This window comes from Actinomadura roseirufa, assembly GCF_900659635.1.
Taxonomy (GTDB): Bacteria; Actinomycetota; Actinomycetes; order Streptosporangiales; family Streptosporangiaceae; genus Spirillospora; species Spirillospora roseirufa.
Genome location: NZ_CAACVB010000015.1, coordinates 22,157 through 46,284, shown reverse-complemented (window position 1 = coordinate 46,284; position 24,128 = coordinate 22,157). Strand labels below are relative to the sequence as shown.

General features: G+C 69.7%; 21 protein-coding genes and 1 tRNA gene. 14 read left to right on the top strand and 8 right to left on the bottom strand.

Annotated elements, in window-relative coordinates; translation table 11 throughout:
• Nucleotides 1–25: 25 nt before the first annotated feature.
• Nucleotides 26–715 (bottom strand): 16S rRNA (guanine(527)-N(7))-methyltransferase RsmG, encoded by a 690-nt coding sequence (rsmG, locus tag E1291_RS05490; protein ID WP_131736522.1) that lies wholly within the window; start codon nucleotides 713–715, stop codon nucleotides 26–28.
• Between the two features lie 174 nt (nucleotides 716–889).
• Here rsmG and E1291_RS43115 point away from each other — a divergent pair, with 174 nt between their 5' ends.
• Entirely contained in the window at nucleotides 890–1,330 is a 441-nt protein-coding gene (locus E1291_RS43115; RefSeq protein ID WP_207400570.1) for a DUF6458 family protein, read from the top strand.
• A 153-nt stretch (nucleotides 1,331–1,483) separates the two neighbouring features.
• On the opposite strand, the gene E1291_RS05480 is transcribed toward E1291_RS43115, so the two are convergent.
• From E1291_RS05480 to rpmH, 5 genes are read right to left on the bottom strand one after another with little or no spacing between them, the layout of a single operon-like run.
• Nucleotides 1,484–1,969 carry a Jag family protein gene (locus E1291_RS05480; RefSeq protein ID WP_131736520.1) on the bottom strand — a complete coding sequence of 162 codons (486 nt, stop codon included), beginning with the start codon at nucleotides 1,967–1,969 and terminating at the stop codon, nucleotides 1,484–1,486.
• A gap of 37 nt (nucleotides 1,970–2,006) precedes the next feature.
• The gene (yidC, locus tag E1291_RS05475) at nucleotides 2,007–3,017 is read right to left on the bottom strand and encodes a membrane protein insertase YidC (RefSeq protein WP_131736517.1); all 1,011 of its coding nucleotides are present in this window, start codon (nucleotides 3,015–3,017) and stop codon (nucleotides 2,007–2,009) included.
• A complete protein-coding gene (gene yidD / locus E1291_RS05470; protein WP_131736514.1) occupies nucleotides 3,010–3,411 on the bottom strand; it encodes a membrane protein insertion efficiency factor YidD in 402 nt (133 codons plus the stop codon). The genes yidC and yidD overlap by 8 nt, the downstream gene beginning before the upstream one ends.
• Nucleotides 3,408–3,785, bottom strand: coding sequence for a ribonuclease P protein component (gene rnpA / locus E1291_RS05465; RefSeq protein ID WP_131736512.1), 378 nt, complete (start codon nucleotides 3,783–3,785; stop codon nucleotides 3,408–3,410). The genes yidD and rnpA overlap by 4 nt, the downstream gene beginning before the upstream one ends.
• 13 nt (nucleotides 3,786–3,798) lie before the next feature.
• The gene (rpmH, locus tag E1291_RS05460; protein ID WP_131736510.1) at nucleotides 3,799–3,936 is read right to left on the bottom strand and encodes a 50S ribosomal protein L34; all 138 of its coding nucleotides are present in this window, start codon (nucleotides 3,934–3,936) and stop codon (nucleotides 3,799–3,801) included.
• A 763-nt stretch (nucleotides 3,937–4,699) separates the two neighbouring features.
• On the opposite strand from rpmH, the gene dnaA reads away from it, so the two are divergent.
• The 9 genes from dnaA (at nucleotide 4,700) to E1291_RS05415 (ending at nucleotide 17,576) form a co-directional block, all read left to right on the top strand.
• Nucleotides 4,700–6,955 carry a chromosomal replication initiator protein DnaA gene (gene dnaA / locus E1291_RS05455; RefSeq protein ID WP_131736508.1) on the top strand — a complete coding sequence of 752 codons (2,256 nt, stop codon included), beginning with the start codon at nucleotides 4,700–4,702 and terminating at the stop codon, nucleotides 6,953–6,955.
• Nucleotides 6,956–7,607: 652 nt separating this feature from the next.
• Nucleotides 7,608–8,735 carry a DNA polymerase III subunit beta gene (gene dnaN / locus E1291_RS05450; RefSeq protein WP_131736506.1) on the top strand — a complete coding sequence of 376 codons (1,128 nt, stop codon included), beginning with the start codon at nucleotides 7,608–7,610 and terminating at the stop codon, nucleotides 8,733–8,735.
• Nucleotides 8,736–8,827: 92 nt separating this feature from the next.
• Nucleotides 8,828–9,748 carry a phosphogluconate dehydrogenase (NAD(+)-dependent, decarboxylating) gene (gene gnd / locus E1291_RS05445; RefSeq protein WP_131736495.1) on the top strand — a complete coding sequence of 307 codons (921 nt, stop codon included), beginning with the start codon at nucleotides 8,828–8,830 and terminating at the stop codon, nucleotides 9,746–9,748.
• Nucleotides 9,749–9,846: 98 nt separating this feature from the next.
• Entirely contained in the window at nucleotides 9,847–10,971 is a 1,125-nt protein-coding gene (gene recF / locus E1291_RS05440) for a DNA replication/repair protein RecF (protein ID WP_131736493.1), read from the top strand.
• A gap of 27 nt (nucleotides 10,972–10,998) precedes the next feature.
• Nucleotides 10,999–11,565, top strand: a complete 567-nt coding sequence (locus E1291_RS05435; RefSeq protein ID WP_131736491.1) for a DciA family protein — start codon at nucleotides 10,999–11,001, stop codon at nucleotides 11,563–11,565.
• Nucleotides 11,566–11,998: 433 nt separating this feature from the next.
• Entirely contained in the window at nucleotides 11,999–13,936 is a 1,938-nt protein-coding gene (gyrB, locus tag E1291_RS05430) for a DNA topoisomerase (ATP-hydrolyzing) subunit B (RefSeq protein WP_131736489.1), read from the top strand.
• An 82-nt stretch (nucleotides 13,937–14,018) separates the two neighbouring features.
• The gene (gene gyrA, locus E1291_RS05425) at nucleotides 14,019–16,529 is read left to right on the top strand and encodes a DNA gyrase subunit A (protein ID WP_131736488.1); all 2,511 of its coding nucleotides are present in this window, start codon (nucleotides 14,019–14,021) and stop codon (nucleotides 16,527–16,529) included.
• A gap of 42 nt (nucleotides 16,530–16,571) precedes the next feature.
• A complete protein-coding gene (locus E1291_RS05420) occupies nucleotides 16,572–17,411 on the top strand; it encodes a DUF3566 domain-containing protein (RefSeq protein WP_242613962.1) in 840 nt (279 codons plus the stop codon).
• Between the two features lie 91 nt (nucleotides 17,412–17,502).
• Nucleotides 17,503–17,576, top strand: a tRNA-Ile gene (locus E1291_RS05415).
• A 42-nt stretch (nucleotides 17,577–17,618) separates the two neighbouring features.
• On the opposite strand, the gene E1291_RS05410 is transcribed toward E1291_RS05415, so the two are convergent.
• Nucleotides 17,619–18,563 (bottom strand): helix-turn-helix domain-containing protein, encoded by a 945-nt coding sequence (locus tag E1291_RS05410; RefSeq protein WP_207400577.1) that lies wholly within the window; start codon nucleotides 18,561–18,563, stop codon nucleotides 17,619–17,621.
• Nucleotides 18,564–18,643: 80 nt separating this feature from the next.
• Between E1291_RS05410 and E1291_RS05405 the strand changes: the two genes are divergently transcribed.
• The 4 genes from E1291_RS05405 (at nucleotide 18,644) to E1291_RS05390 (ending at nucleotide 23,021) form a co-directional block, all read left to right on the top strand.
• Nucleotides 18,644–18,976 carry a cupin domain-containing protein gene (locus tag E1291_RS05405; protein WP_131736484.1) on the top strand — a complete coding sequence of 111 codons (333 nt, stop codon included), beginning with the start codon at nucleotides 18,644–18,646 and terminating at the stop codon, nucleotides 18,974–18,976.
• Nucleotides 18,977–19,491: 515 nt separating this feature from the next.
• A complete protein-coding gene (locus tag E1291_RS05400) occupies nucleotides 19,492–20,532 on the top strand; it encodes a phosphatidylinositol-specific phospholipase C1-like protein (protein ID WP_242613961.1) in 1,041 nt (346 codons plus the stop codon).
• Nucleotides 20,533–20,914: 382 nt separating this feature from the next.
• Nucleotides 20,915–22,246, top strand: coding sequence for an SGNH/GDSL hydrolase family protein (locus E1291_RS05395; protein ID WP_207400569.1), 1,332 nt, complete (start codon nucleotides 20,915–20,917; stop codon nucleotides 22,244–22,246).
• 46 nt (nucleotides 22,247–22,292) lie between these two features.
• Nucleotides 22,293–23,021, top strand: coding sequence for a bleomycin resistance protein (locus tag E1291_RS05390; RefSeq protein WP_131736480.1), 729 nt, complete (start codon nucleotides 22,293–22,295; stop codon nucleotides 23,019–23,021).
• A gap of 82 nt (nucleotides 23,022–23,103) precedes the next feature.
• Here the strand turns inward: E1291_RS05390 and E1291_RS05385 are convergent, their stop codons facing one another.
• Nucleotides 23,104–23,427 (bottom strand): DEAD/DEAH box helicase family protein, encoded by a 324-nt coding sequence (locus tag E1291_RS05385; RefSeq protein ID WP_131736478.1) that lies wholly within the window; start codon nucleotides 23,425–23,427, stop codon nucleotides 23,104–23,106.
• Between the last annotated feature and the right edge of the window lie 701 nt (nucleotides 23,428–24,128).

The following is a 24,128-nucleotide window of genomic DNA, read 5'->3' as shown; positions in this document are numbered from 1 at the left end:
GGCCGGCCCGGCCCTGGTCCCGTGCTCATGAAGACCTCTTCCTCGACCCTTTAGCGCGCCGGGGCGCGCGTTGTTGTCGCCCGACCGCCCCGTTCCGGCCGACCTCGCGGTCGGCGACCACTCGGACGAGCGTCGTCGGCGGATCGACCATACCGCGACCGACTTGGAGCAGTTCGGTGGTCCGCACCCCGAAACGTTCGAGAACGGGACGAGCCTCGGCCAGTTCCACGGCGGCGCGCTCGCCCTTCAGGGCCAGCAGTTCGCCGCCCGGACGCAGCAGGGGGAGCGCCCAGCGGGCGAGGCGGTCGAGGGGGGCGACGGCCCGCGCGGTGACGACGTCCACGGCGAACTCCTTGGCCACCTCCTCGGCCCTGGCGCGGCGGACCTCGACGTTCGGGAGGCCGAGCAGCGCGACGCACTCGTCCAGGAAGGTGGTGCGCCGCAGCAGCGGCTCCAGGAGGGTGACCCGCAGGTCGGGGCGGACGATCGCGAGCACGATCCCGGGCAGTCCGGCGCCGGAGCCGACGTCGACGACCCGGGCGCCGTCCGGGATCGCCTCGGCCACCACCGCGCAGTTGATCAGGTGCCGTTCCCAGAGCCGGTCGGCCTCGCGGGGACCGATGAGCCCGCGTTCCACTCCGGCGTCGGCGAGGAACGCCGCGTAGCGCTCCGCGACCGGCAGCGCGTCACCGAAAACCTCACGTGCAGTGCCCACCGTACGAATCGTTCCACAAAAACATGTGGCCGCGTACACACGCAACGTCCCAGCGCAGGGGACGTCCGGACCCTGTCCGCGGGGTCAGGACCGTCTGACCGCCCGAATATTCACCGCCGGCCGGGTAGAGGGAGGAGCGTGTCGCCCGTCAGCCCCCGGAAGGAGCTTCGGCACATGGGAATCGGAGTCAGTCTCGCGTTCATCGCCATCGGCGCGATCCTCGCCTTCGCCCTGCGCGTCGATCTCAGCGGGGTCGACATCCACCTGGTCGGCTGGATCCTGATCCTGGTGGGCCTGATCAGCATGGGCTTCACCCTGCGGTACACCCGGCCCCGCCGGCGGGCCGGCAGGGTGGCGGGCACGGATCCGGCCTACGGGGACGAGCCCGGCACGATCGTGCGGGAGGAGCACGTCGTCCAGGACCCGCCGCCGCTGGGTCGTCCCGTGGAGCGGATCGAACGGGTGGTCGAGCATCCGGCCGACCAGGGGGTCACGCACGGCCACGCCGCCCAGGACCCGGCGGTCGCGCAGGATCCCGCACGCGCACAGGACCCCGCTGAGGAGAACGGCCCCGCGATCATGTCCGAGCCGGACGTCCCGCGACGCCGCCGCTAGTACCTTCCCCCCGGCCTGCCCGGTGCGCTGTCTTGGGCGGCGGTGCGCACCGGGCGCCCGGTGGGGCCCCGCGCCGGGTCAGGGCGCGGGGCCCCGCCCCCAATGAGAACGGCCCCGGCATGGATGCACCGGGGCCGTTCTCCTATGTTCGGGTCAGGCGGGATAGACCACCACGTACCGGTCGGGCTCCTCGCCCTCGGACTCGCTGCGCAGCCCGGCGGCCGCCACCGCGTCGTGCACGATCTTGCGCTCGAACGGGGTCATCGGGGCGAGCGGCTTGGGCTCGCCGGCCTGCTTCACCTCGTCGGCGAGGTCCGTGCCGAGCTTGGTCAGCTCGGCGCGGCGGCGTTCCCGGTAGCCGCCGATGTCGAGCATGAGGCGGGTGCGGTTGCCGGTCTGGCGGTGCACGGCGAGCCGGGTCAGCTCCTGCAGTGCCTCCAGGACCTCCCCGCGCTTGCCGACCAGCTCGTCGAGGGCGCCGCCGACGACCGCGACGACCGCGCGCTCGCCCTCGACGTCCATGTCGATGTCGCCGTCGTAGTCACCGATGTCCAGCAGGCCCTCGATGTAGTCGGCGGCGATCTCGCCTTCCTGCTCGAGCGCCTGGACGTCGACCTCGGTGGTGTCGGTCTGGCTCAACGGGGTCTCCTTCTCCGGCACGGACTCGGGATTCAAACTAGCGCTTCTGGCTGCCGCTGCGCTTGCTGCGCGACTTACGGGTCGGCTGGTTCCGGACGACCTTGGGCTTGGTGTCCTCCGGCTCGGGTGCCGGCTCCGGCTCCTTCTTGAGCTTCGCCTTGATCCCGGTCGAGGTCTGGGCGTTCTTCGCGCCGGCCTTGGCGGCGGTCTTCGTCCCCGCCTTGGCGCCCGTCTTCGTGGTGGACACCTTGCCGTCGGAGGCGGAGCCGCCCGTGTCGCCGTTGGTGCCGGGCGGTGGGTACCGCTTGTAGATGTAGTGCTGCTGGGCCAGCGTCCAGCTGTTGGACGTGACCCAGTACATGAGGACGCCCAAGGGGAAGCCGAGACCGAAGAGGCCGAACAGCGGCGCGAGGAAGACCATCATCTTCTGCGCCTGCATCATCGGGTTGGCGTCGTCGGTGACGGGCTGGCGCTTCATGCTGGAACGGACGGTGAAGAACGTCGTGCACGAGCTGATCACCACGGCGATGCCCGTGACGACGATCGCGCTCCAGCTCTTGGGGTCGGCGCCCCAGGCGTTGAGGAAGGTGTCCGGGATGTGCGCGCCGAAGATGTTCGCCTTCTGGGCGCTCTGGACCAGATCCGAGTTCAACGCGAAGACGTCGTGACCCGGCTTGGCGTCCGAGATGCGCTTGAGGGTCTGGAAGAGGCCAATGAAGATCGGCATCTGCACCAGGATCGGCAGGCAGCCCGACAGCGGGTTGGCGCCGTTCTCCTGGTAGAGCTTCATGACCTCCTGGTTGAGGCGCTGCTTGTCGTTCTTGTACTTCTTGCGCAGCGCCTGGACCTTGGGGTTGAGCTCCTGCATCTTCCGCGAAGCGTGGATCTGCTTCACGAAGAGGGGGACCAGGGCCAGCCGCAGCAGGACGGTGAGAAGGATGATCGAGCCGCCCCAGGCCCACCCACTGTTCTTCGGGACGACGGTGCTCAGCGCTGCGTGAATCCACACAATGAGCTGAGCGACGATCTCGTACAGCCAATCAAGCACCGGGCAGCTCCTTGGGCTCTGCTAGGGCGGGGCCGCTCTCCTCGCGGCCGGAGTTCGAAGAAGCCGCCGGGGCTTGGTCCTGAGGGGAAGGCCCCTCGGGGAAGGACGTCCCAGACGTCTTCTTCGGCGGCACCGGGTCGTAACCCCCGGAGTGGAAGGGATGGCACCGGCCGATCCGCCGGGCCGTCAGCCACGTGCCGCGCAGCGCGCCGTGGACATGGAGCGCCTCCAGGCCGTACGCGCTGCAGGTGGGCCGGAAGCGGCACTGCTGCCCGAGCAGGGGACTCAAGAAGCGGCGGTAGGCGCGGACGAGAAGGATCAGCACCGCGGCGACGGGACCCGGGGTCCCCGCCGTGTGCTGCGCGGGGAAAAGGTCCCCCGGCCGACTCGTCATCTCCGCCCCTTGGACGCGGGCCGCAGCAGCCGGTCGAGTGCCGACTCCAGATCCGCGGCCAGTTCGTCAGGGCGCGCCTTTCCCGCTGCGGGGTTGGCGCGCACTACGAGCAGGCTACCCGCTGGGAGACGGTCCAGGTGCGCGCGCATCAGGTGCCGGAGACGGCGCCGGACCGAGTTGCGGACGACGGCGTTGCCGACGGTGCGCGCCACGATGAACCCGACCAGCGGGGGCCCCGCCGGATCGGCGGCCTCGCCGGTCGCGCCGGAGGGGAGCAGATGGACGACGACAGTCGGCCGTCCGGCGCGGCGACCGCGCCGGACGGCCAGCGTGAACTCGTCCCGCCGCCGCATCCGGTGCCCGGACGGCAGCATGGAAAGGGGTCGGTCAGACCGCGATGCGGGCGCGGCCCTTGCCACGCCGCCCCGAGAGGATGGCGCGCCCGGCGCGGGTGCGCATGCGCAGCCGGAAGCCGTGCTTCTTGTGCCGGCGACGGTTGTTCGGCTGGAAAGTACGCTTGCTCACGAGAGGCTCCAGTGCTGCGGTCGGTTCGTCTTCAGGCGCGATAACTCGCATCGAGGGCCGCGTCTGGTCCCCCGCAGCGGGGGCCCACCCGTGCTTCCCAGGAAGGGCGGCCGGCGGGCACGCGTCATCTCCATCGATGCGACTCGACCTCAGAACGTTACGGGCTAGATGCCTGTGCGGTCAAACGAGCGACGCGTTCCGGAGGGTGAGCGGAAGCCCTGGAGGAGGCCCTCCAAGAGGGCTTCGCGGCAGGCCCCTGGGCATCTCGGCGGAGGCCCGCGGAGGACCTGTGGACGGCTTGTGGAGGGCCTGTGGAGAGCAGAGAACGCCAGGCGCCGGCATCTCCCTGGTAACGCGTTGTTCATGTTGCGAGGGGACGCGGGAGGGGACTAAGGTCTTGCGAGCGAGCCGACGCTCCCCTTCGACATCTTCGACGACTCGACGTCGGCGTTCACTTCTCCTTCGAAATCGCTCCACCCCTCGTTCAGACCTCCTGCGTACCACCTCCGCTTCACTCCCGGCCCCGCATCGGCGTCGTCGAGTGTCCGGTAGGCACCCCGATCTCGTCTCCGAGTCTGCGCTCTGGACTTTTACACAGGGCGCCCCATGCTCATGCACAGCATGTGGACAACTCTGTGGACAACTCGTGAGAGAGTAAGGCTCCCGCGTCGCGGCCGTGCCCCACGAGGCCGGTTTCACACCGTGGGAGGGCTGGGCAGTCAGGTACTCCGCTCGTCGGAGTTGTGGGGAGGGGACCTTGCGTATGGACGGTCAGGATCTCGGATCGGTCTGGGCCCGCACCCTCACGGCGCTGTCCGAGAGCGATCTGTCTCCTAGCTACCGTGCATGGCTGCCCATGGTCCGCCCGCTGGCCCTCGTGGAGGGCACCGCGCTCCTCGCCGCGCCGAACGAGTTCGCCAAGGACGCCCTGGAGACGCGGCTGCGCAACCTGATCACGCAGGCGCTCTCACACGAGCTGGGCAGGGAGATCCGCGTCGCGGTGACCGTCCAGCCCGAGCCGCCCGCGGGGGCGGGAGGCGGGCCCGGCCCGGGCGGCGGCGGCCCGCGCGCGGGCACAGGGGAGCCCCTGCCGGCGCCGCTTCCCGGCGGGCTCGGACCGGGCTCCGGCCTGCACGATCCCGCACCTTCCTATGGTGACCGCCCCCTCGACGAGCGCGAACGGGACCGGTCCTACGGCGACCAGCAGTACGGCGAGCAGCCCTACGACCGCTCCGACCGTCCCTACGCCGAGCAGCCGTACAACGAGCAGCCTTACAACGAGCAGGGCTACCGGACGCCGCCGGGAGTTACCCACAACCCCGGGATGCCCGGAAGTTATCCACAGGGCGAGGACGATCGTGGATGGCCGCAACGGGACGGCGAGCACGGCGGCGCCTATCCGCCCGCGCCGCGCCCGCCCGCGTACGGGACCGGGCCGGGACGCGGTCCCTTCGACGGACGCGGCGGCCAGGGCTATCCGGGACGAGGACGCCACCACGCGCCCGGCGGCGAGGGGTACGGCGGCGGAGACGGCTACGGCGTCTCCGAGGGCTATGGAGGCCCTGAGGGCTTCGAGGGCTATGGCGGCGAGCCGGCGGGCCGTCCGCCGCACGCTCCGTCCCACCTGAACGACCGCACGCTCGGCCCCCTGCGGTCGGGCGGCCGCGCCGAGCCCCCGGGGCGGGAGGCGCAGCACGGCAAGGAGGCCCCGCTCGGGCATGCCGAGGATCCCTTCAAGGGCTCGGAGTCGCCCTTCTCTGGCGCGGACCAGCAGTACGGAGGGGCCGAGCAGTATCGCGGGGAGGAGCCGTACCGGGGCGAGGGGTCCTTCCGAGACGAGGAGGGCACCGACGCCAGGGGCCCCGGCCCTGGCCCGGGGGGCGGACCCGGCGCCGTGCCCGGCGTTCCTGGAGGCCCTGGAGGCGGGGCGGGCGGATCCGGGGCGGGTTCGTCCGGTGGCCAGGGGGCGGGCGCGTCCGAGCACGCCCGGCTCAACCCCAAGTACACGTTCGAGACGTTCGTCATCGGCTCCTCGAACCGGTTCGCACACGCCGCGGCCGTCGCGGTCGCCGAGCAGCCGGCCAAGGCGTACAACCCGCTGTTCATCTACGGGGACTCCGGCCTCGGCAAGACGCACCTTCTGCACGCGATCGGCCATTACGCGCAGAGCCTCTTCAATGGCGCCCGCGTCCGCTATGTGAGCTCCGAGGAGTTCACGAACGACTTCATCAACTCGATCCGCGACGGAAAGGCCGACGGCTTCCGCCGCCGCTACCGGGATGTGGACATCCTCCTCGTCGACGACATCCAGTTCCTGGAGGGCAAGGAGCAGACGCAGGAGGAGTTCTTCCACACCTTCAACACCCTGCACAACGCGAGCAAGCAGATCGTGATCTCCAGTGACCGTCCTCCCAAGGAGCTGGTGACGTTGGAAGACCGGCTGCGCAACCGGTTCGAGTGGGGGCTGACCACCGACGTCCAGCCGCCCGAGCTGGAGACGCGCATCGCGATCCTGCAGAAGAAGGCCCGGCAGGAGGGGCTGGCCGCGCCGCCGGACGTGCTGGAGTTCATCGCGTCCCAGATCGCGACGAACATCCGCGAGCTGGAGGGCGCGCTGATCCGGGTGACCGCGTTCGCGAGCCTGAACCGGCAGTCGGTCGACATGAAGCTGGCGGAGATCGTCCTGAAGGACCTCATCCCCAACGACTCCGGGCCCGAGATCACCGCCGCGATGATCATGGCTCAGACTGTGGAGTACTTCGGGACGACGATCGAGGACCTCTGTGGACCGTCGCGGTCGCGGATGCTGGTGACCGCGCGGCAGATCGCGATGTACCTGTGCAGGGAGCTGACGGAGCTGTCGCTCCCCAAGATCGGGCAGCAGTTCGGGGGTCGCGACCACACGACGGTCATGCACGCCGAGCGCAAGATCCGGTCGCTGATGGCCGAGCGCCGCGCCATCTACAACCAGGTCACAGAGCTGACGGGCCGGATCAAGCACCAGGCCCGCAAGCGCTGACGGGACCGTTCGCGAGGGGTTCCGGGCCTGCCTCGCGCCGGCCTCCGGTGGGCCGCCGCGGGGCCCGGCGACGGCCGTCCCCGGTCGGGATGAAGTACCTAGAAAGCCGAAAATCGGAATTCACAGGCTGGGGATAACTCTGGGGATCCCGGTGGATAGCCCGGGGAAAACCTGCGGACAACCTGAGGACGACTCGTGGACGGATTGTGGACCGCCTGGGGACGCCCACCCGGCATCATGGGGACGGACTCGTGGACAGCCTGGGGACTACTTGGGGACGGGCTGGGGACGAGCGCGCCGATCACCAGGCATTGTCGCCGGACGCCGCTCCGGGCCGGGAGAACCTGCGGACAACTCGTGGACAACCGGGGGATGACTTGAGGATGACGTGTGGGGACGGATTCGCCGTCCCCAGCCCGCGTCGCGCCGTCCACGGGTCATGCACAGGGCCGGTGGACGGAGATTCGCACTCTCACCTGGGACGATGCAGGATGTCCACACTATCCACCGCCCCTATGACTAGTACTGCTCTACTTCTCTATCCAAGAAAAGATCCAACTCAAGTCAGGGCCTGGGGACAACCTGCCCCGGGCGCGCCGACGACGATCTCTCCACTTGACCCTTGTCCGAAACCTGCAGGAGGCGGGTCCCCTTGAAGTTCCGCATCGACAGAGACGCCCTGGCCGACGCCGTGGCCTGGACCGCGCGCACGCTGCCGGTCCGGCCCCCGGTGCCGGTCCTCGCGGGCATGCACATCGAGGCGAGCGACCGGCTGAAGCTCTCGGCGTTCGACTACGAGGTCTCCGCGCAGGTCTCCACCGACATCGACGTGGAGGAGCCGGGCACCGCGCTGGTGTCCGGCCGGCTCCTCGCCGAGATCTCGCGCAGCCTTCCTCCCCACCCTGTGGAGGTGACGACCGACGGCGCGAAGGTGATGCTGCGCTGCGGGAGCGCGAAGTTCACACTCCTCACCATGCCTGTGGAGGACTACCCCACGCTGCCGGAGATGCCGCCGGCCGCCGGGTCGGTGGGCAGTGACGAGTTCGCGGCCGCCGTCGCGCAGGTCGCGATCGCCGCCGGAAAGGACGACACCATCCCGATGCTGACCGGCGTCCGGGTGGAGATCGAGGGGGAGACCGTCACCCTCGCGTCCACCGACCGGTACCGGCTGGCCGTCCGGGAGCTGCACTGGAAGCCCGAGCGGCCCGACTTCTCCGCCGTGGCGCTCGTCCCGGCGCGCACGCTCGCCGACACCGCCAAGTCGCTGACCGCCGGGGCCGAGGTGTCCATCGCGCTCGGCGGGACGGGCGGCACCGGCGAGGGCATGATCGGTTTCGAGGGGGGCGGCCGGCGCACGACGTCGCGGCTCCTGGACGGCGACTTCGTCAAGTACCGGTCGCTGCTGCCGAGCGAGTACGCGGGCCTCGCCGAGATCCAGACCTCGCCGTTCATCGAGGCCGTCAAGCGCGTGTCGCTGGTCGCCGAGCGGAACACCCCCGTACGGCTCTCGTTCAGCCAGGGCGAGGTCGTGCTGGAGGCGGGCACCGGGGACGAGGCCCAGGCCGTCGAGGCGCTGGAGGCGACGCTGGAGGGCGAGGACATCGACATCGCCTTCAACCCCCAGTTCCTGCTCGACGGGCTCTCGGCGATCGGCTCGGACGTGGCCAGGCTCTCCTTCACGACCCCGACCAAGCCCGCCGTGCTCACCGGGAAGCCGCCGCAGGACGGTGAGAACCCCAACTACCGTTATCTGATCATGCCGGTGCGGTTGTCCGGGTAAGGCCGTCTCCTGGGGCATACCAGGGGACGACCGTGCCGCGGGGGAGCCGCCCCCGCGGTCCTCCGGACGGGTTACGCACAGGAGAGTGAGCAATGGAGCTTGGGATCATCGGCCTCGGCAAGATGGGCGGCAACATGGCCGAGCGCCTGCGCCGCGGCGGCCACACGATCGTCGGCTATGACCGTGACCCCGGCATCAGCGACGTCGGATCGTTGAAGGAGCTGATCGAGCGGCTGTCCCCGCCCCGTGCCGTGTGGGTGATGGTCCCCGCCGGCAAGCCCACCGCCGACACCGTCCACAGGCTGGGGGAACTCCTCCAGCCCGGTGACATCGTCGTCGACGGCGGCAACTCGCACTATGTGGACGACCAGAAGCACGGCGAGGAACTGGCCGCCAAGGGCATCGGCTTCGTCGACTGCGGTGTCAGCGGCGGCGTGTGGGGTCTGCAGAACGGCTACGCCCTCATGGTCGGCGGGGACGACGAGAACGTCGAGCGGCTGATGCCGATCTTCGAGACGCTCAAGCCGGAGGGGGAGTCCGGCTTCGTCCACTCCGGCCGGATCGGCGCCGGGCACTTCGTCAAGATGGTCCACAACGGCATCGAGTACGCGATGATGCAGGCCTTCGGCGAGGGCTACGAGCTGATCGAGGCCAGCGACGTCGTGACGAACGTGCCGGAGACGTTCCGCAGCTGGCAGGAGGGCACGGTCATCCGGTCCTGGCTGCTGGACCTGATGAACCGCGCGCTCGCCGACGATCCCGAGCTCGAGGGGATCCGCGGGTACGCCAACGACTCCGGCGAGGGCCGCTGGACCGTCCAGGCCGCCGTCGACCACGGCGTCCCCCTGCCCGCCATCACCGCGTCCCTGTTCGCGCGCTTCTCCTCCCGGCAGGACGACTCCCCCGCCATGAAGGTGGTCGCCGCCCTCCGCAACCAGTTCGGCGGCCACGGGGTCGAGACCGCCCAGGGCGCCGACTCCCCCGGCGCCGACGTCACCCCGCCGCAGCTCTGACCCTCCACAGGTCCCCGTAGGCGCCACCGCGAGCCCCCGGAGCCGTCCACAAGGTGGATGGCTGCCGGGGGTTGCCGGAGGCTCTACGCTCGTGTCCTGTGCACGTCGCCCACCTTTCGCTGCAGGACTTCCGTTCCTACGCCACCGCAGAGGTCGCGTTCGAACGGGGCGTCACCGCGTTCGTGGGCCCCAACGGGCAGGGCAAGACGAACCTGGTCGAGGCGGTCGGGTACGTCGCCGCGCAGGGGAGCCACAGGGCCTCGACGGACGCGCCGCTCGTCCGCCACGGCGCGCCGCGCGCGATCGTCCGGGCCGGAGTGGTCAAGGACGACCGCCGGGCGCTGATCGAGCTGGAGATCAACCCGGGGAAGGCGAACCGGGCGCGGCTGAACCGCTCCCCCGTCCCCAGGCCCCGGGAGATCCTGGGGATGCTCCGGACGGTGCTGTTCGCCCCCGAGGACCTCGCGCTCGTCAAGGGCGACCCGGGGGAGCGGCGCCGGTTCATGGACGAGCTGCTGACCATCCGGGCGCCGCGCTTCGCCGGGGTGCGGGCGGACTACGACCGCGTCCTCAAGCAGCGCAACGCCCTGCTGAAGTCGGCGGCGGCGCACCGGCGCTCCCCCGGGCCCGAGGTGCTCGCGACCCTGGACGTGTGGGATTCGCACCTGGCGCGCACGGGCTCGGAGCTGCTGGCGGCCCGGCTGGATCTGGTGGCCGCGCTCCGTCCTCTCGTCGCGCGCGCGTACGCGTCGCTGGCGCCGTCCAGTGACGCGGTGGATCTCACCTACAAGAGCTCCTTGGGCGACGTCGAGTTGTCCACAGACCGTGCACAGTTGGCCGAGCAGATGTTGAAGGCCGTGGCCGAGCATCGGAAGCAGGAGCTGGAACGCGGTGTCAGCCTCGTCGGCCCGCACCGGGACGAGCTCGTCCTGCGGCTGGGGGAGCTGCCCGCCCGCGGTTACGCGAGTCACGGCGAGTCGTGGTCGTTCGCGCTGGGCCTGCGGCTGGCGGCGTTCGACCTGCTCCGCGCCGACGGGGACGACCCCGTCCTCATCCTGGACGACGTGTTCGCCGAGCTCGACGCGGGCCGCCGCAGCCGCCTGGCGGAGCTGGTCGCTCCGGCCGAGCAGGTGCTCATCACGGCGGCCGTCCCCGCGGACGTCCCGGTGGAACTGACGGGCGGCTCGTATACCGTCGCGGACGGCCAGGTCGTTCGTGACTGATCTACAGCCTGGGGAGGAGTAGGCACGATGGATGACGATCCACAGGATGTGCATAACTCCCCCGGCGCGGTGGATCCCGCGACCACGGCGGACGGACGGGACGCAGGAGGCGTTCCGGACGGTCCGCCCCCCAAGACCGGAATCGAACTGGCTCGCGAGGCTCTGGCCCAGGCGAAGGCGGACGCGCTCAAGCGCGGGACCCTCCCCGGCCAGGGGGGCAAGAGGAAGTCGTCCAAGCTCGTCCGGGTCCGCGAACCGGGCAGGGGAGGCGACCCCAAGGCGTTCGGTGCGGCGATCCGCGAACTGCTCGCGTCCCGTGGGTGGGAGCAGAGGGCGGCTGTGGGCGGGGTGTTCGGCAACTGGGCGGGGATCGTCGGTCCGGAGCTGGCCGAGCACACCCGTCCCGAGCACTTCGAGGGAGGCGAGCTGACGGTGGCGGCCGACTCCACCACGTGGGCGACGCAGCTGCGGTTGCTGTCGTCCACCCTCGTCAGGCGGCTGAACGAGGAGCTGGGGCACGGCACCGTCCGCCGCGTGAAGGTGGTCGGGCCGTCATCGGGACCGCGCCGGACGGGCGCCTGGCGCGTCCGCTGACCTCGCGCACCGAAACGCCCGCGCCCCTGGCGGCGCCGGTTCGCGGCGCCCGGCCGGGAACGTCGTCGCGGGGCGTGGTCGTTGTAGCTCCGTGTAACCGAATGTCGGTGGCGGGTGGGAACATCTGTTCGGGACACCAGGTGACGAGTTCAGCAGCGAGCGCGCCGTAGGCCAGAGAACCCCCCTAGGGCTATGGGGGGATGCATCTCCAGGCCCTTTCGGCCGCCACACGGGCGCACAGCGCTCGTGAGTGCCACTTTTCGCCGCGTGAACCGGTAGAATGAATTTGGGTTCAGGATGCTGCGCCGTCATGGGTCGCCCAGGGCTCTTCCGAACACGAACAGAGCACGAGGGCGCCCCTTATGTGTGTTACGGGGCACGCCGCGCTCCCTCGGGCGCGGGGCGGCCGTCATCCCCGGCAGGAGGATCTCCTTTGGCGTACGACGCTAGTTCGATCACTGTCCTTGAAGGACTCGAGGCGGTTCGCAAGCGCCCCGGCATGTACATCGGGTCCACCGGGGAGCGTGGCCTTCATCACCTCGTCTACGAGATCGTGGACAACGCGGTCGACGAGGCCCTCGCCGGTTACGCCGACGACATCGTCGTGACGCTCATGTCCGACGGCGGGGTGAGCGTGCTCGACAACGGGCGCGGCATCCCGGTCGGCGAGCACCCCGTGGAGAAGCGGCCGGCCATCGAGCTCGTGCTGACCACGCTGCACGCGGGCGGCAAGTTCGACGGCAAGGCCTACGCCGTCTCCGGCGGCCTGCACGGCGTCGGCTCCGCCGTGGTGAACGCGCTGTCCACCAGGCTGGAGGCCGAGGTACGGACCGACGGGCACGTGTGGCGCCAGTCCTACACCTGGCGAGGGCCCGAGACCGAGCTGCGCAAGGGTGAGCCGACCGACGAGACCGGAACCCGCATCACCTTCTGGCCCGACGGGGACATCTTCGAGACCACCGAGTGGAACTTCGAGACCCTCTCCCGCCGCATGCAGGAGATGGCGTTCCTCAACAGGGGCCTGTCCATCACCCTGAAGGACGAGCGCCTCGACCACGGCGCGGGCGAGCCGCAGGAGGTCAAGTACCACTACGAGGGCGGCATCGAGGACTTCGTGCGTTACATCAACGCGCGCAAGGACGCCGCCCACGAGTCGGTGGTCTACTTCGGCGACGACACCGAGGGCATGTCGGTGGAGATCGCCATGCAGTGGAACTCGTCCTACGCCGAGTCCGTCCACACGTTCGCGAACACGATCAACACCGCGGAGGGCGGTACCCACGAGGAGGGGTTCCGGGCCGCGCTGACCACGATCGTCAACCGGTACGCCCGCGACAAGGGCCTGCTGCGCGACAAGGACGACAACCTCACCGGCGAGGACGTCCGCGAGGGCCTCACCGCGATCATCTCGATCAAGCTGGCCGACCCGCAGTTCGAGGGCCAGACCAAGACCAAGCTCGGCAACACCGAGGCCAAGTCGTTCGTGCAGAAGGCCTGCAACGAGCACCTGCGCGACTGGTTCGAGGAGAACCCCGGCGAGGCCAAGGAGATCATCAACAAGGCGTCGCAGGCGGCGCGGGCCCGGGTGGCGGCGCGGCAGGCGCGCGACCTGACCCGCCGCAAGAGCCTGCTGGAGTCGACGTCGCTGCCCGGCAAGCTGTCGGACTGCCAGTCCACCGACCCGTCCCGCTCCGAGCTGTACATCGTCGAGGGCGACTCCGCGGGCGGCTCCGCCAAGGGCGGCCGCAACCCGCACTTCCAGGCGATCCTCCCGATCCGCGGCAAGATCCTCAATGTGGAGAAGGCCAGGATCGACAAGATCCTGAAGAACAACGAGGTGCAGGCGATCATCACCGCCCTCGGCACCGGCGTGCACGACGAGTTCGACATCGCCAAGCTCCGCTACCACAAGATCATCCTGATGTCCGACGCCGACGTCGACGGGCACCACATCAACACGCTGCTGCTGACCCTGCTGTTCCGGTTCATGAAGCCGCTCATCGAGGCCGGCCACGTGTACCTGTCCCAGCCCCCGCTCTACAAGATCAAGTGGGACGCCCGGGGGACCACGTCCGACTACGCCTACTCCGACGCGGAGCGGGACGCGATCATCGAGGCCGGGATCGCCGCCGGCAAGAAGGACCCGCGTCCCCGCGACCAGGTGCAGCGCTTCAAGGGCCTCGGCGAGATGAACGCCAACGAGCTGTGGGACACCACCATGGACCCCGACAACCGGGTCCTGCTGCAGGTGCAGCTCGACGACGCCGCGCAGGCCGACGAGCTGTTCAGCGTGCTCATGGGCGAAGAGGTCGAACCCCGCCGGGAGTTCATCCAGCGCAACGCCAAGGACGTGCGCTTCCTCGACATCTGAGGTTCGCGTCGCCCGGCAGTGACCGGCCGGGCTCCCAGCCGGCGTCGTACTTCCTTCCCACCAAGCAGAAGAGGTCTTGAGAGTGACGGACGTGACCACAGAGGGTGGACACCCGGGCGAACGGATCGAACCGGTCGACATCCAGGTCGAGATGCAGAAGAGCTATCTCGACTACGCGATGTCGGTCATCGTCGCGCGCGCTCTGCCCGAGGTCCGCGACGGCCTCAAGCCGGTGCACCGCCGCGTCCTGTACGCGATGTACGACGGCGGGTACCGGCCCGACCGCGGCTACTTCAAGTGCGCGCGCGTCGTCGGCGACGTCATGGGGAACTACCACCCCCACGGCGACTCCGCCATCTACGACGCGCTCGTCCGGCTCGCCCAGCCGTGGTCGATGCGCTACCCCCTCGTCGACGGCAACGGCAACTTCGGCTCGCGCGGCAACGACCCCGCCGCGGCCATGCGCTACACCGAGTGCCGCATGGCGCCCCTGGCGATGGAGCTGCTGCGCGACATCGACAAGGAGACCGTCGACTTCTCGCCGAACTACGACGGCCGCTCGCAGGAGCCCGACGTCCTCCCGTCGCGGTACCCGAACCTGCTGGTGAACGGCTCGGCCGGCATCGCCGTCGGCATGGCCACCAACATCCCGCCGCACAACCTGCGCGAGGTCGCCGAGGGCGTCCAGTGGTACCTCGCGAACTACGGCGCCACCGACGAGGAGCTCCTCGAGGCGCTCATCGAGCGGGTCAAGGGCCCCGACTTCCCCACCGCCGGCCTCATCGTCGGCCGCAAGGGCATCGAGGAGGCCTACCGCACCGGCCGCGGCTCGATCACCATGCGGGCCGTCGTCGAGGTCGAGGAGATCCAGGGCCGCACCTGCCTGGTCGTCACCGAGCTGCCCTACCAGGTCAACCCCGACAACCTCGCCCTGAAGATCGCCGAGCTGGTCAAGGAGGGCAAGCTCGACGGCGTCGCCGACGTCCGCGACGAGACCTCCGGCCGGACGGGTCAGCGCCTGGTCATCGTCCTCAAGCGGGACGCGGTCGCCAAGGTCGTCCTGAACAACCTGTACAAGCACACCCAGCTGCAGGAGACGTTCGGCGCGAACATGCTCGCGCTCGTCGACGGGGTGCCCCGCACCCTGCGCATCGACCAGTTCGTCCGGCACTGGGTCGCGCACCAGATCGACGTCATCGTCCGGCGCACCCGCTTCCTGCTCCGCAAGGCCGAGGAGCGCGCCCACATCCTGCGCGCCCTGCTGAAGGCCCTGGACCGCATCGACGAGGTCATCGCCCTCATCCGCCGCTCCCCGTCCGCCCAGGAGGCCCAGCAGGGCCTGATGGGCCTGCTGGAGATCGACGAGATCCAGGCCCAGGCCATCCTCGACATGCAGCTGCGCAAGCTCGCCGCCCTCGAGCGCCGGCAGATCGTGGACGAGTACGACAAGCTCATGGCGGAGATCGCCGACTACAACGACATCCTCGGCTCGCCCGACCGGCAGCGCCGGATCGTCGGCGAGGAGCTGGCCCCCATCGTCGAGAAGTACGGCGACGAGCGGCGCACCCAGATCATCCCCTTCGACGGGGACGTGTCCTACGAGGACCTCATCGCCGAAGAGGACGTCGTCGTCACCATCACCCGCGGCGGCTACGCCAAGCGGACCAAGACCGACCTGTACCGGGCGCAGCGGCGCGGCGGCAAGGGCATCCGCGGCGCGCAGCTCAAGCAGGACGACATCGTCGACCAGTTCTTCGTCACCACGACGCACCACTGGATCCTGTTCTTCACCAACAAGGGCCGCGTCTACCGCGCCAAGGCCTACGAGCTGCCCGACGCCGGCCGCGACTCGCGCGGCCAGCACGTCGCCAACCTGCTGGCCTTCCAGCCGGACGAGCGCATCGCCCAGGTCATGGACCTGCGCGACTACGAGGTCGCGCCCTACCTCGTCCTCGCGACCAAGCGTGGCCGGGTCAAGAAGACCGCCCTGCGCGACTTCGACTCGCCGCGCACCGGCGGGATCATCGCCATCAACCTGGTCGACGACGACGAGGTCATCGCCGCGCGGCTCGTCTCGTCCGAGGACGACCTGCTGATGGTCTCCACCGGGGCCCAGGCGATCCGCTTCAGCGCCGACGACGACTCGCTGCGCCCGATGGGCCGCGCCACCTCCGGCGTGATCGGCATGCGCTTCGAGGAGGACCAGGAAGTCCTGAACATGCTCGTCGTGCAGGACTCGTCCCAGAACGTCCTGATCGCGACCGAGGGCGGCTACGCCAAGCGCACCGCGGCGGACCAGTATCCGCGCCAAGGTCGTGGGGGCAAGGGCGTTCTCACCGCTAAGATCGTTCAGACGCGCGGCAGACTGGTCGGAGCGCTGATGGTCGGCGCGGACGACGAGGTGTTCGCGATGACGTCCAACGGCGGCGTGATCCGTACCACCGCCGCGGAGATCAAGCAGTCCGGCAGGCAGACCATGGGCGTCCGCCTGATGAACCTCGCGGACGGGGACAGCGTGGTCGCCATCGCGAGGAACGTAGAGTCCATGGTGGACTCAGACGACGCCGAGGTCGAGGGGGACGACGGTGAGTGACGTCCTCCGCCTCGGCACCGAGCCGCTAGGCCAGGAGGACACGTGAGCAGCGAGCCCGGCACGAGCAAGGGCGGATCCGCCAAGGGATCGGGCGGCAGGACCGCCTCCGCCACGCCAGGCCGGGACGAGACGAGCGTCGACGTCGGCTCCGACGAGACCAGGATGGACCTCGACAAGGTCGAGGAGGACGCGGCCCGGCCCGAGATCGCCCCGGCCGACGACGCGGACGAGCCTCCCGGAACCGGCGACCGCGACCCGGCGCCGCTCGACTCGCCCGCGGGGAAGCCGTCCTCGACCACGTCCGGCGGATGGGCCACGCCCTCCGAGGCGTCCACGTCGTCCTCCCGCGACCGCGCCGGCAAGTCGAGCCGGCCGTTCGGCCGCCGCGAGGCGTCCGGCTCGGGCAAGAAGGGCGGCTTCGCGGGCACGGTCCTGAAGGACCGCCCGGCCCCGTCGGGCACGGCGCCGGTGAAGACGTCCACCCAGCCCGCCGTGGCCGGCAAGCCGGCCCGCAAGGCCCAGCTCCAGCTCGCCAGGCTGGAGCCCTGGTCGGTGATGAAGTTCAGCTTCGTGATGTCGCTGGTCTGCTTCGTCGTCCTGCTGGTCGCCGTCGTGGTCCTGTACGCGATCCTGTCCGGTCTCGGCGTGTTCGACGCCATCAGCGACACCATCAACAGCCTCACCAAGCAGCAGGGCGAGACCACGGGCGGCGTCGACGCCGGAAGCTGGTTCTCCTTCTTCCGCATCTTCGGCTACACGGTCCTGGTCGGCGCCCTGAACGTCCTTCTCATCACGGCCCTGTCCACGGTCGGCTCGGTCATCTACAACCTCGCCGCGGACCTGGTGGGCGGCGTGGAGGTCACCCTCAAGGAGGCCGAGTAACACCGTCCCGCCGCCGCCCCGCAATCGATTTCCGGTTGCCGCGCCAAATGGGGTAACCTCTCGTTGCGCCGCCAGGGGCGGCGGCGAATGCGGGCCTATAGCTCAGTCGGTTAGAGCGCATCCCTGATAAGGATGAGGCCGGTGGTTCAAGTCCACCTAGGCCCACTCACTCCCCCAGACCCCCTCCGAGTATCGGTGGGGGTCTTTTCAATGTCGCGCGCCGGTGCGGAAAGCCCGGCGGTAGGCGCCCGGTGTCGTGCCCAGGGCTTTGAGGAAGCGCCTGCGCAGGTTGGTGGCCGACGACAGGCCCACGCGGCGGGCGATGGTCTCCAGCGGCAGGTCGGAGGACTCCAGCAGGTCCCGGGCCGTGGTGATCCGCCGCGCGAGCAGCCAGCGCCCCGGGCTGGTGCCGAGCTGGTCTGCGAACCTGCGGGCGAGCGTGCGCGTGGAGACGCCCGTGTGCGCGGCCAGGATCTCGACGGTCAGCGGCTCGCCGAGACGCTCCGCGGCCCATTCCAGCAAGGGCGCGAGCGTGCCGTCGATCTGTGCGGGGTGGGGCGGCGCTGAGTACTGCAGTTGCCCGCCCTCCCGGTGGGGCGGCATGACCATCGTCCGGGCGACCTGTGCGGCGTACCGGGCGCCCTGGTCGCCGCGGAGCAGGTGCATGCACAGGTCGATGCCCGCCCCGGCCCCCGCGCTGGTGGCCACGTCGCCGTGGTCCACGTACAGCACGTCCGGGTCGACCTGGATGTCCGGGAAGCGTGCGGCGAGTTCGTCCGTGAGCGCCCAGTGGGTGGTCGCCTCCCGCCCGTCCAGCAGGCCGGCGTACGCGAGCGCGAAGACACCGGAGCAGATGCTGACCATCCGCGCCCCACGGGAGTGCGCACGGCGCAACGCGTGGACGACCGCGGGTGAGGGCGGTTCCCGGACGGGTAGCCAACCCGGGACGATCACCGTGTCCGCCCGGTCGAAGGCGTCCAGGCCGTCGGTCACGAGCATGTCGTAACCGGCACGCGTCGCGATCAGTCCGGGGCGCTCCGCGCACACGCCGAAGGTGTACCGCGTCGGGAGCCCCGTCCGCTCGACCCCGAACACCTGGGCCGCGCAGGCGAGTTCGAAGGTCGACTGCGATGGACGGACGAGCGCCACCATGCGATGCATGTCAGGAAAGTACCTCAGGGTGTCTTTCCTGACACTCCGCGGGATGGTGGCCGGCGGTAAGGCTGGGCTGCATGACGACTGAACAGAACGCGCCCGCTTACGTGTGGTCCGCCGTCCAGGACGCTCCGGTCCACGAACTCTTCCCTGGCATCCACCTGCGTCCGCTGTGGAAGGGGGACAACGGCGCGAAGGCTTTCGTGCTGGAGATGGACGCGAACACGTGCTGGGAGGGGATCGACGTCCACGATCCGGGGCCCGAGGAGGTCTTCGTGGTCTCCGGCGTCTTCAACGACGGGGATCGGGACTACCCGGCTGGCTCCTTCATCCACGCATCCGCAGGAACCTCGCATGTTCCCCAGACGACGAGCGGCTGCACGCTGTTCCTCTTCTACCCGGAGGGCTAGGACGAGCCCGGCAGGGCTTCCGCACGTCAGGTCCGGTGTGGGGTGTGGAAGAGGGTGGGGAGAACGGCGAAGCTGGGGACGGGGCTGGGGACCTCGTTGGGGACAGCTCTGTCCACGGGGGTGTGGGAGACGTTTTCCACAGACTGTGGATGAATGTTGAGCGTGTGGCTCTGACCTGGTCGGACATGTGTTTCGGCTGCGTGGCGGGCTGGGGGCGACCGGTGGACGGCGGCCGGATCCACAGTCGGCGAGGCTGGGGACCAAAGTTATCCACAGGCTATGGACAGTGTTCTGAGCTGCGGTGTTCCGCCCCGGTTCACGGCGTCCATCGCCGTGCTTCACGCAACGATCATGGTGGGCGATCAGGCTTCGACGCGTTTCATTCGCGTTTCCCCTGGAGGATGCAGATGCGCCGTCGTCGTATCGCCCTCGCAACGTTCTCGAGCGCGGTGGCCGTCCTGGCCGCCGTACTCCCGGCAAATACAGCGAGCGCACGCCCGGCCGACAAGGGTCCGGTGCGACTCAACCAGATCCAGATGATCGCCACTCACAACAGCTACCACCGCGAGCTCACCGACGCCGAGAAGGCCGTCCAGGCGACGCGGGACAAGGGCTGGTGGAACCTCGCCTACTCGCACGCGTCGCTGCCACTGCAGTTCTCGTCGCAGCGCGTCCGCTCCATCGAGCTGGACATCTACCCCGACCCTCAGGGTGGGCTGTACAGCAAGCCCATCGTCCGTAGGGAAGCGGGCCTGGGAGAGCTCACTGACCCGGAGTGGAAGAAGCCCGGGTTCAAGGTCTTTCACTGGGGTGACCACGACTACGGGTCGTCGTGCGTCTCCCTCGCCAAGTGCCTGGGCCAAGTGAACTCGTGGTCGAACGCCAACCCGGGACACGTCCCTATCCCGATCCTGCTTGAGTTCAAGTCCACCGACCCGGCCTACGAGAAGCTGGGCGGGCCGCGAAGCCCGCGCTGGGACGCCCCGATCATGGACAAGCTCGACGCCGAGATCCGCGCGACCGTCGGCGACGACAAGATCATCAAGCCTGACCAGCTGCGGCGCCCCGGGCTCACCCTGGAGCAGTCCGTCCTGAAGTACGGTTGGCCGACCCTGAAGGAGTCCCGGGGCAAGTTCCTGTTCCTGATGGACAACAAGGGCGCGGACGTTCAGACCCCCTACCTGGAGGGTCACCCCAACCTCGAGAATCGTGTCATCTTCACGGACTCGGCGCCGGGACGTCCCGACGCCGCGTTCGTGGAGCAGAACGAGCCGACCGGAGCGGGCCAGCAGGAGATCCGGGACCTGGTCCGGCGCGGCTACCTCGTCCGCACGCGATCCGACGTCCCGTTCGACCAGGCCCGGTCGGGCGACACGTCCAGGCTCGAGGCCGCACTCTCCAGTGGGGCACAGGTCATCAGCACCGACTTCCCTGTGATCGGGCTGGCGGCCAGGTACGGAAGCGACTACGTGGCCCAGCTCCCCGGGGACGACCCGGCGCGCTGCAACCCCGTGAACGCCCCCCGTTCCTGCCGTTCCAACCACCTGGAGCGCTGAGCCACCGCGAGATCGGCCCACGGGCTCGCCCGACGGGTCGCTCCGTGACCGCCCTTGTGCGAGCGTGGCATCGCTTCTCGATCAGTCTCGCCGGGGCTCGCCCCCGGCGTCGCTCCGGCGGGACTGTCAACGCCCTCGCGTGACGGCCGAGGACCACTGTCAGACAAGTGCCCTGTGTGCGGAGGCGCGGTTTGCACAGGGACCAGTGACCTGGTCGTTCGCTTGCAATCAGCGGAGAAAAGTCCTGGTCGGCCCACGCTCAGTGATCTTCGCGCCATTTATCCACAGGCTGTGGACTCCATGTGAGGTATGGCTGCTTATACCTCAAGAGTGAGGCCCGCCCGCATGCCCCGCCCCCACCCTGGACGGTGAAATCGATGGCATGCGCCTTTCCAAGCCGGGCTTCCACGCTATAAAGATCATCGTGGGTGCGTGCGCCGCCGCCGCGCTCATCGCCGGTATGACCCAGGCCGCGTCGTCCCGCTCGCCGGTCTCCACCCGGCTGACCGGCACGGGCCCGTCCACCCCGTCGTGGACGGTCGCATGGGGCACCGGCGTGCAGGCGCCCGTCGCGGGCGACGACGACTCCGGGCCCAACTGGTCGACGACCGGCTTCGCCCAGCAGTCCCTGCGCCAGGTGGTCCGGGCCGGTGTCGGCGGCACCCATCTCCGCATCCGGCTCACCAACGCCTACGGCACCAGGCCGCTGCACGTGGCCGGGGTGACCGTCGCGCGGTCGGCCGGTGGTGCCCTCGCCTGGCCCGGCACGTTCGTCCCGGTGACGTTCGGCCGCTCTCCCCGGGCCGTCGTCCAGCCGGGGCGCGAACTGCTCAGCGACGCCGTTGCGATGCCGACCTCGCCGCTGGAACGGCTGGCCCTGACGATGCGCTTCACCGGCGCGACCGGCCCCGCCACCTTCCACCGCTTCGCCCTGACGAAGTCCTACCGCGCCCCGGGCGACCACCTCACCGACGTCGGTCAGGGCGGGTTCGCCGAATCCACCGGTTCCTGGTACTTCCTCGGCGGTCTGGAGGTCACGGGCCGTCCGCCCGGGGCCGCCGCCGTCTCTGGGCGGCGCACCGTCATCGTCTTCGGAGACTCTCTGGTGGACGGCGTTGGCTCCACGATGGACGCCGACGCGCGCTTCACCGACGACCTTCAGGAGCGTCTCGACGCGGCGGGCCGGCCGTTGGGCGTGCTCAATGCGGGCATCGGCACGAACAAGCTGCTCCGCGACTCCGCCTGCGGTGGGCGGAGTGGTCTGTCCCGGTTCCGGCGGGACGTGCTCGACCGGCCCGGTGTCCGCTCGGTCATCGTCCACCTGGGCGCGAACGACATCGGTGCCCCCCAGAGCGACGACCCCTGTGTGCGCCCCAACCCGAAGGTGACGGCTCAGGAGTTGATCGAAGGGCACCGCAAGCTCATCCAGGCCGCCCACGCCGCCGGCGTCCGAGCCATCGGCATGACCGTCGGCCCCATGAAGGGAGCGCTCTTTCCGATGTGGAGCCCCGAGGGGGAGAAGGTCCGGCAAGCCCTCAACCTGTGGATCCGCACCAGCCGCGAATACGACGCCGTCATCGACTCGGACCGGGCCATGGCCGGCTCCGCCGACCCACGACTGCCCAGGCAGGGCTATGTCTTCATGGACGGTCTGCACCCCAACGACGCTGGCTATCACGCCATCGCGCGAGCCATCGACCTGGCGGCCCTCTGATCTAATCAAACTTGACTACAAATCTCCGGCCGCCTAACCTGCCCCTATGGGCGAGAAAGCGATCCCGATCTATCCGTGCCGCTCGATCGATCTCACCTGGGAGTTCTACAAGACCCTGAACTTCGAGCAGACCTTCCGGCAGACCCGCCCCAACCCCTACCTGTCCGTCCGTCACGGTGACATCGAGCTGCAGTTCTTCGGCTGGAAGAAACACGACCCGTCCGCGTCCATGAACATGTGCTACATCGTCACCACCGACGTGGACGCGCTCTACGAAGAGTTCCGCGGCGGCCTCAAGGAGGTCCTCGGCCGAATCCCGGTCCGGGGCCTCCCCAGGCTGGGCCCGCTGAAGGACACCAGCTACGGGCTCCGCCAGTTCCTGCTCACTGACCCCGACGGCATCCAGCTCCGCATCGGGCAGCCGATCTCCGACGACCTGAGCCATGCCCCCGCCCCACAGGGGAAGGCTGCCCGAGCCCTCCACACGGCCACCCTTCTCAGCGACTCGAAGGAGGACCACCACGGCGCCGCGAAGATTCTCGACCACCTGCTCGCCTCGGGCGAACCCCTCACCCCGTCCGAGCGGCTGAAAGCCCTGATCCTCCGCGCCGACCTCGCCGCCCATCTCAACGACGGTTCCCGAGCCCGCAGGCTTGCGGCCGAGGCGAGGGCCCTCACCGTCCCCGACTCCGCCGCCCACGCCGACGACCTCCGCCGCCTGTCAGACCTCGAAGTCGCCCTGCCCCACCTCGATACCACGGCCAACGGCGCATGACCCGCGCCACCGTCTGCCCCGCCCTGACGTACCGCCGACGACCTTGAGTCTTGCGCCGAGCCATCCAGCAGGCCCCGGCGGACTACCCGGGCATCACTCTGCGATACATGTCCAGCAGCTGGACCAATGCCCCGGTCGGATCGCCCTCGATCACCGCGGCATGCCGGACGATCCCCAGCTCGGTCTCGCGTCCAAGGTCGGCGACGAAGTCGTCAACGGTTCCGACCACCACGTCGGCCTCATAGGCAGCGGCCCTGACCTCCGCGGAGTCGCCTGCGGACAACCTTGCGAGCCGCCGCCCCAGCAGAGCGAAAACGCTCTCCAGCTGCTTGGTATGCGCGACCGCGCTCTCCTCGCTGACGGTGAGCAGATGCACGACGCCCTCCAGACCGAGCCACGCCGCCACCTGCCCATGGGTGAAGATCCGCTCCGGCTCCGACCGGGAGGCCAAAGGTTCGGGAGCCTTTCGCTGAGGCTTCCACCGCCAGAAGATGACGCACCTCCGCGAACCGGCCGGACAACGTGCCGGTCATGATGGCAGGCCGCCCCGGGACCCGTCCCGGCCATCGAATGCTGTGATCGCGCGATCGAGCACCAGCCGTAGATCACCGGCCCGAGAACAAGCCCAGCAAAGGACGGCCGCGTCGTCGGCCCGGCTGACCCCACCGCGCCAAAGGGCACAGCGTGCTGCTCCGGGAAGGTCGGTGACGGGGCACTCGCGCGCCCAGACGCGGGTCGTCCTCGGCGAACGCGTCCGCCGACCACCACCGAGCCGCCCGCATCCCCCGAAAGAAAGGAGGCGCGCAGGGCGTCCTCGCCCACCCACAGAGCGGCGGTCCACACTGGCCACCTAGGGAGCCCGCCAGCCCACGCGATCCACCCACCGAGCGAAAAGACGCCCTGGACGGGCTTGAGCAGCACCACTCGTCCGGGCGGGCGAACCGACTTCAGTGCGCAAGCCGTGCCACCGGTCGTCGGCGAGAGACCGAAGCGGCGACGATCGGCGTCCGGCTGGCGGAGCTGGCACCTGCTGGTGGCGCCGGCACCGGCCGGGGGGAATAGGCGGTCTGGGCGAGGCTGAGCAGCACCATTCGTCCGGGCGGGCGA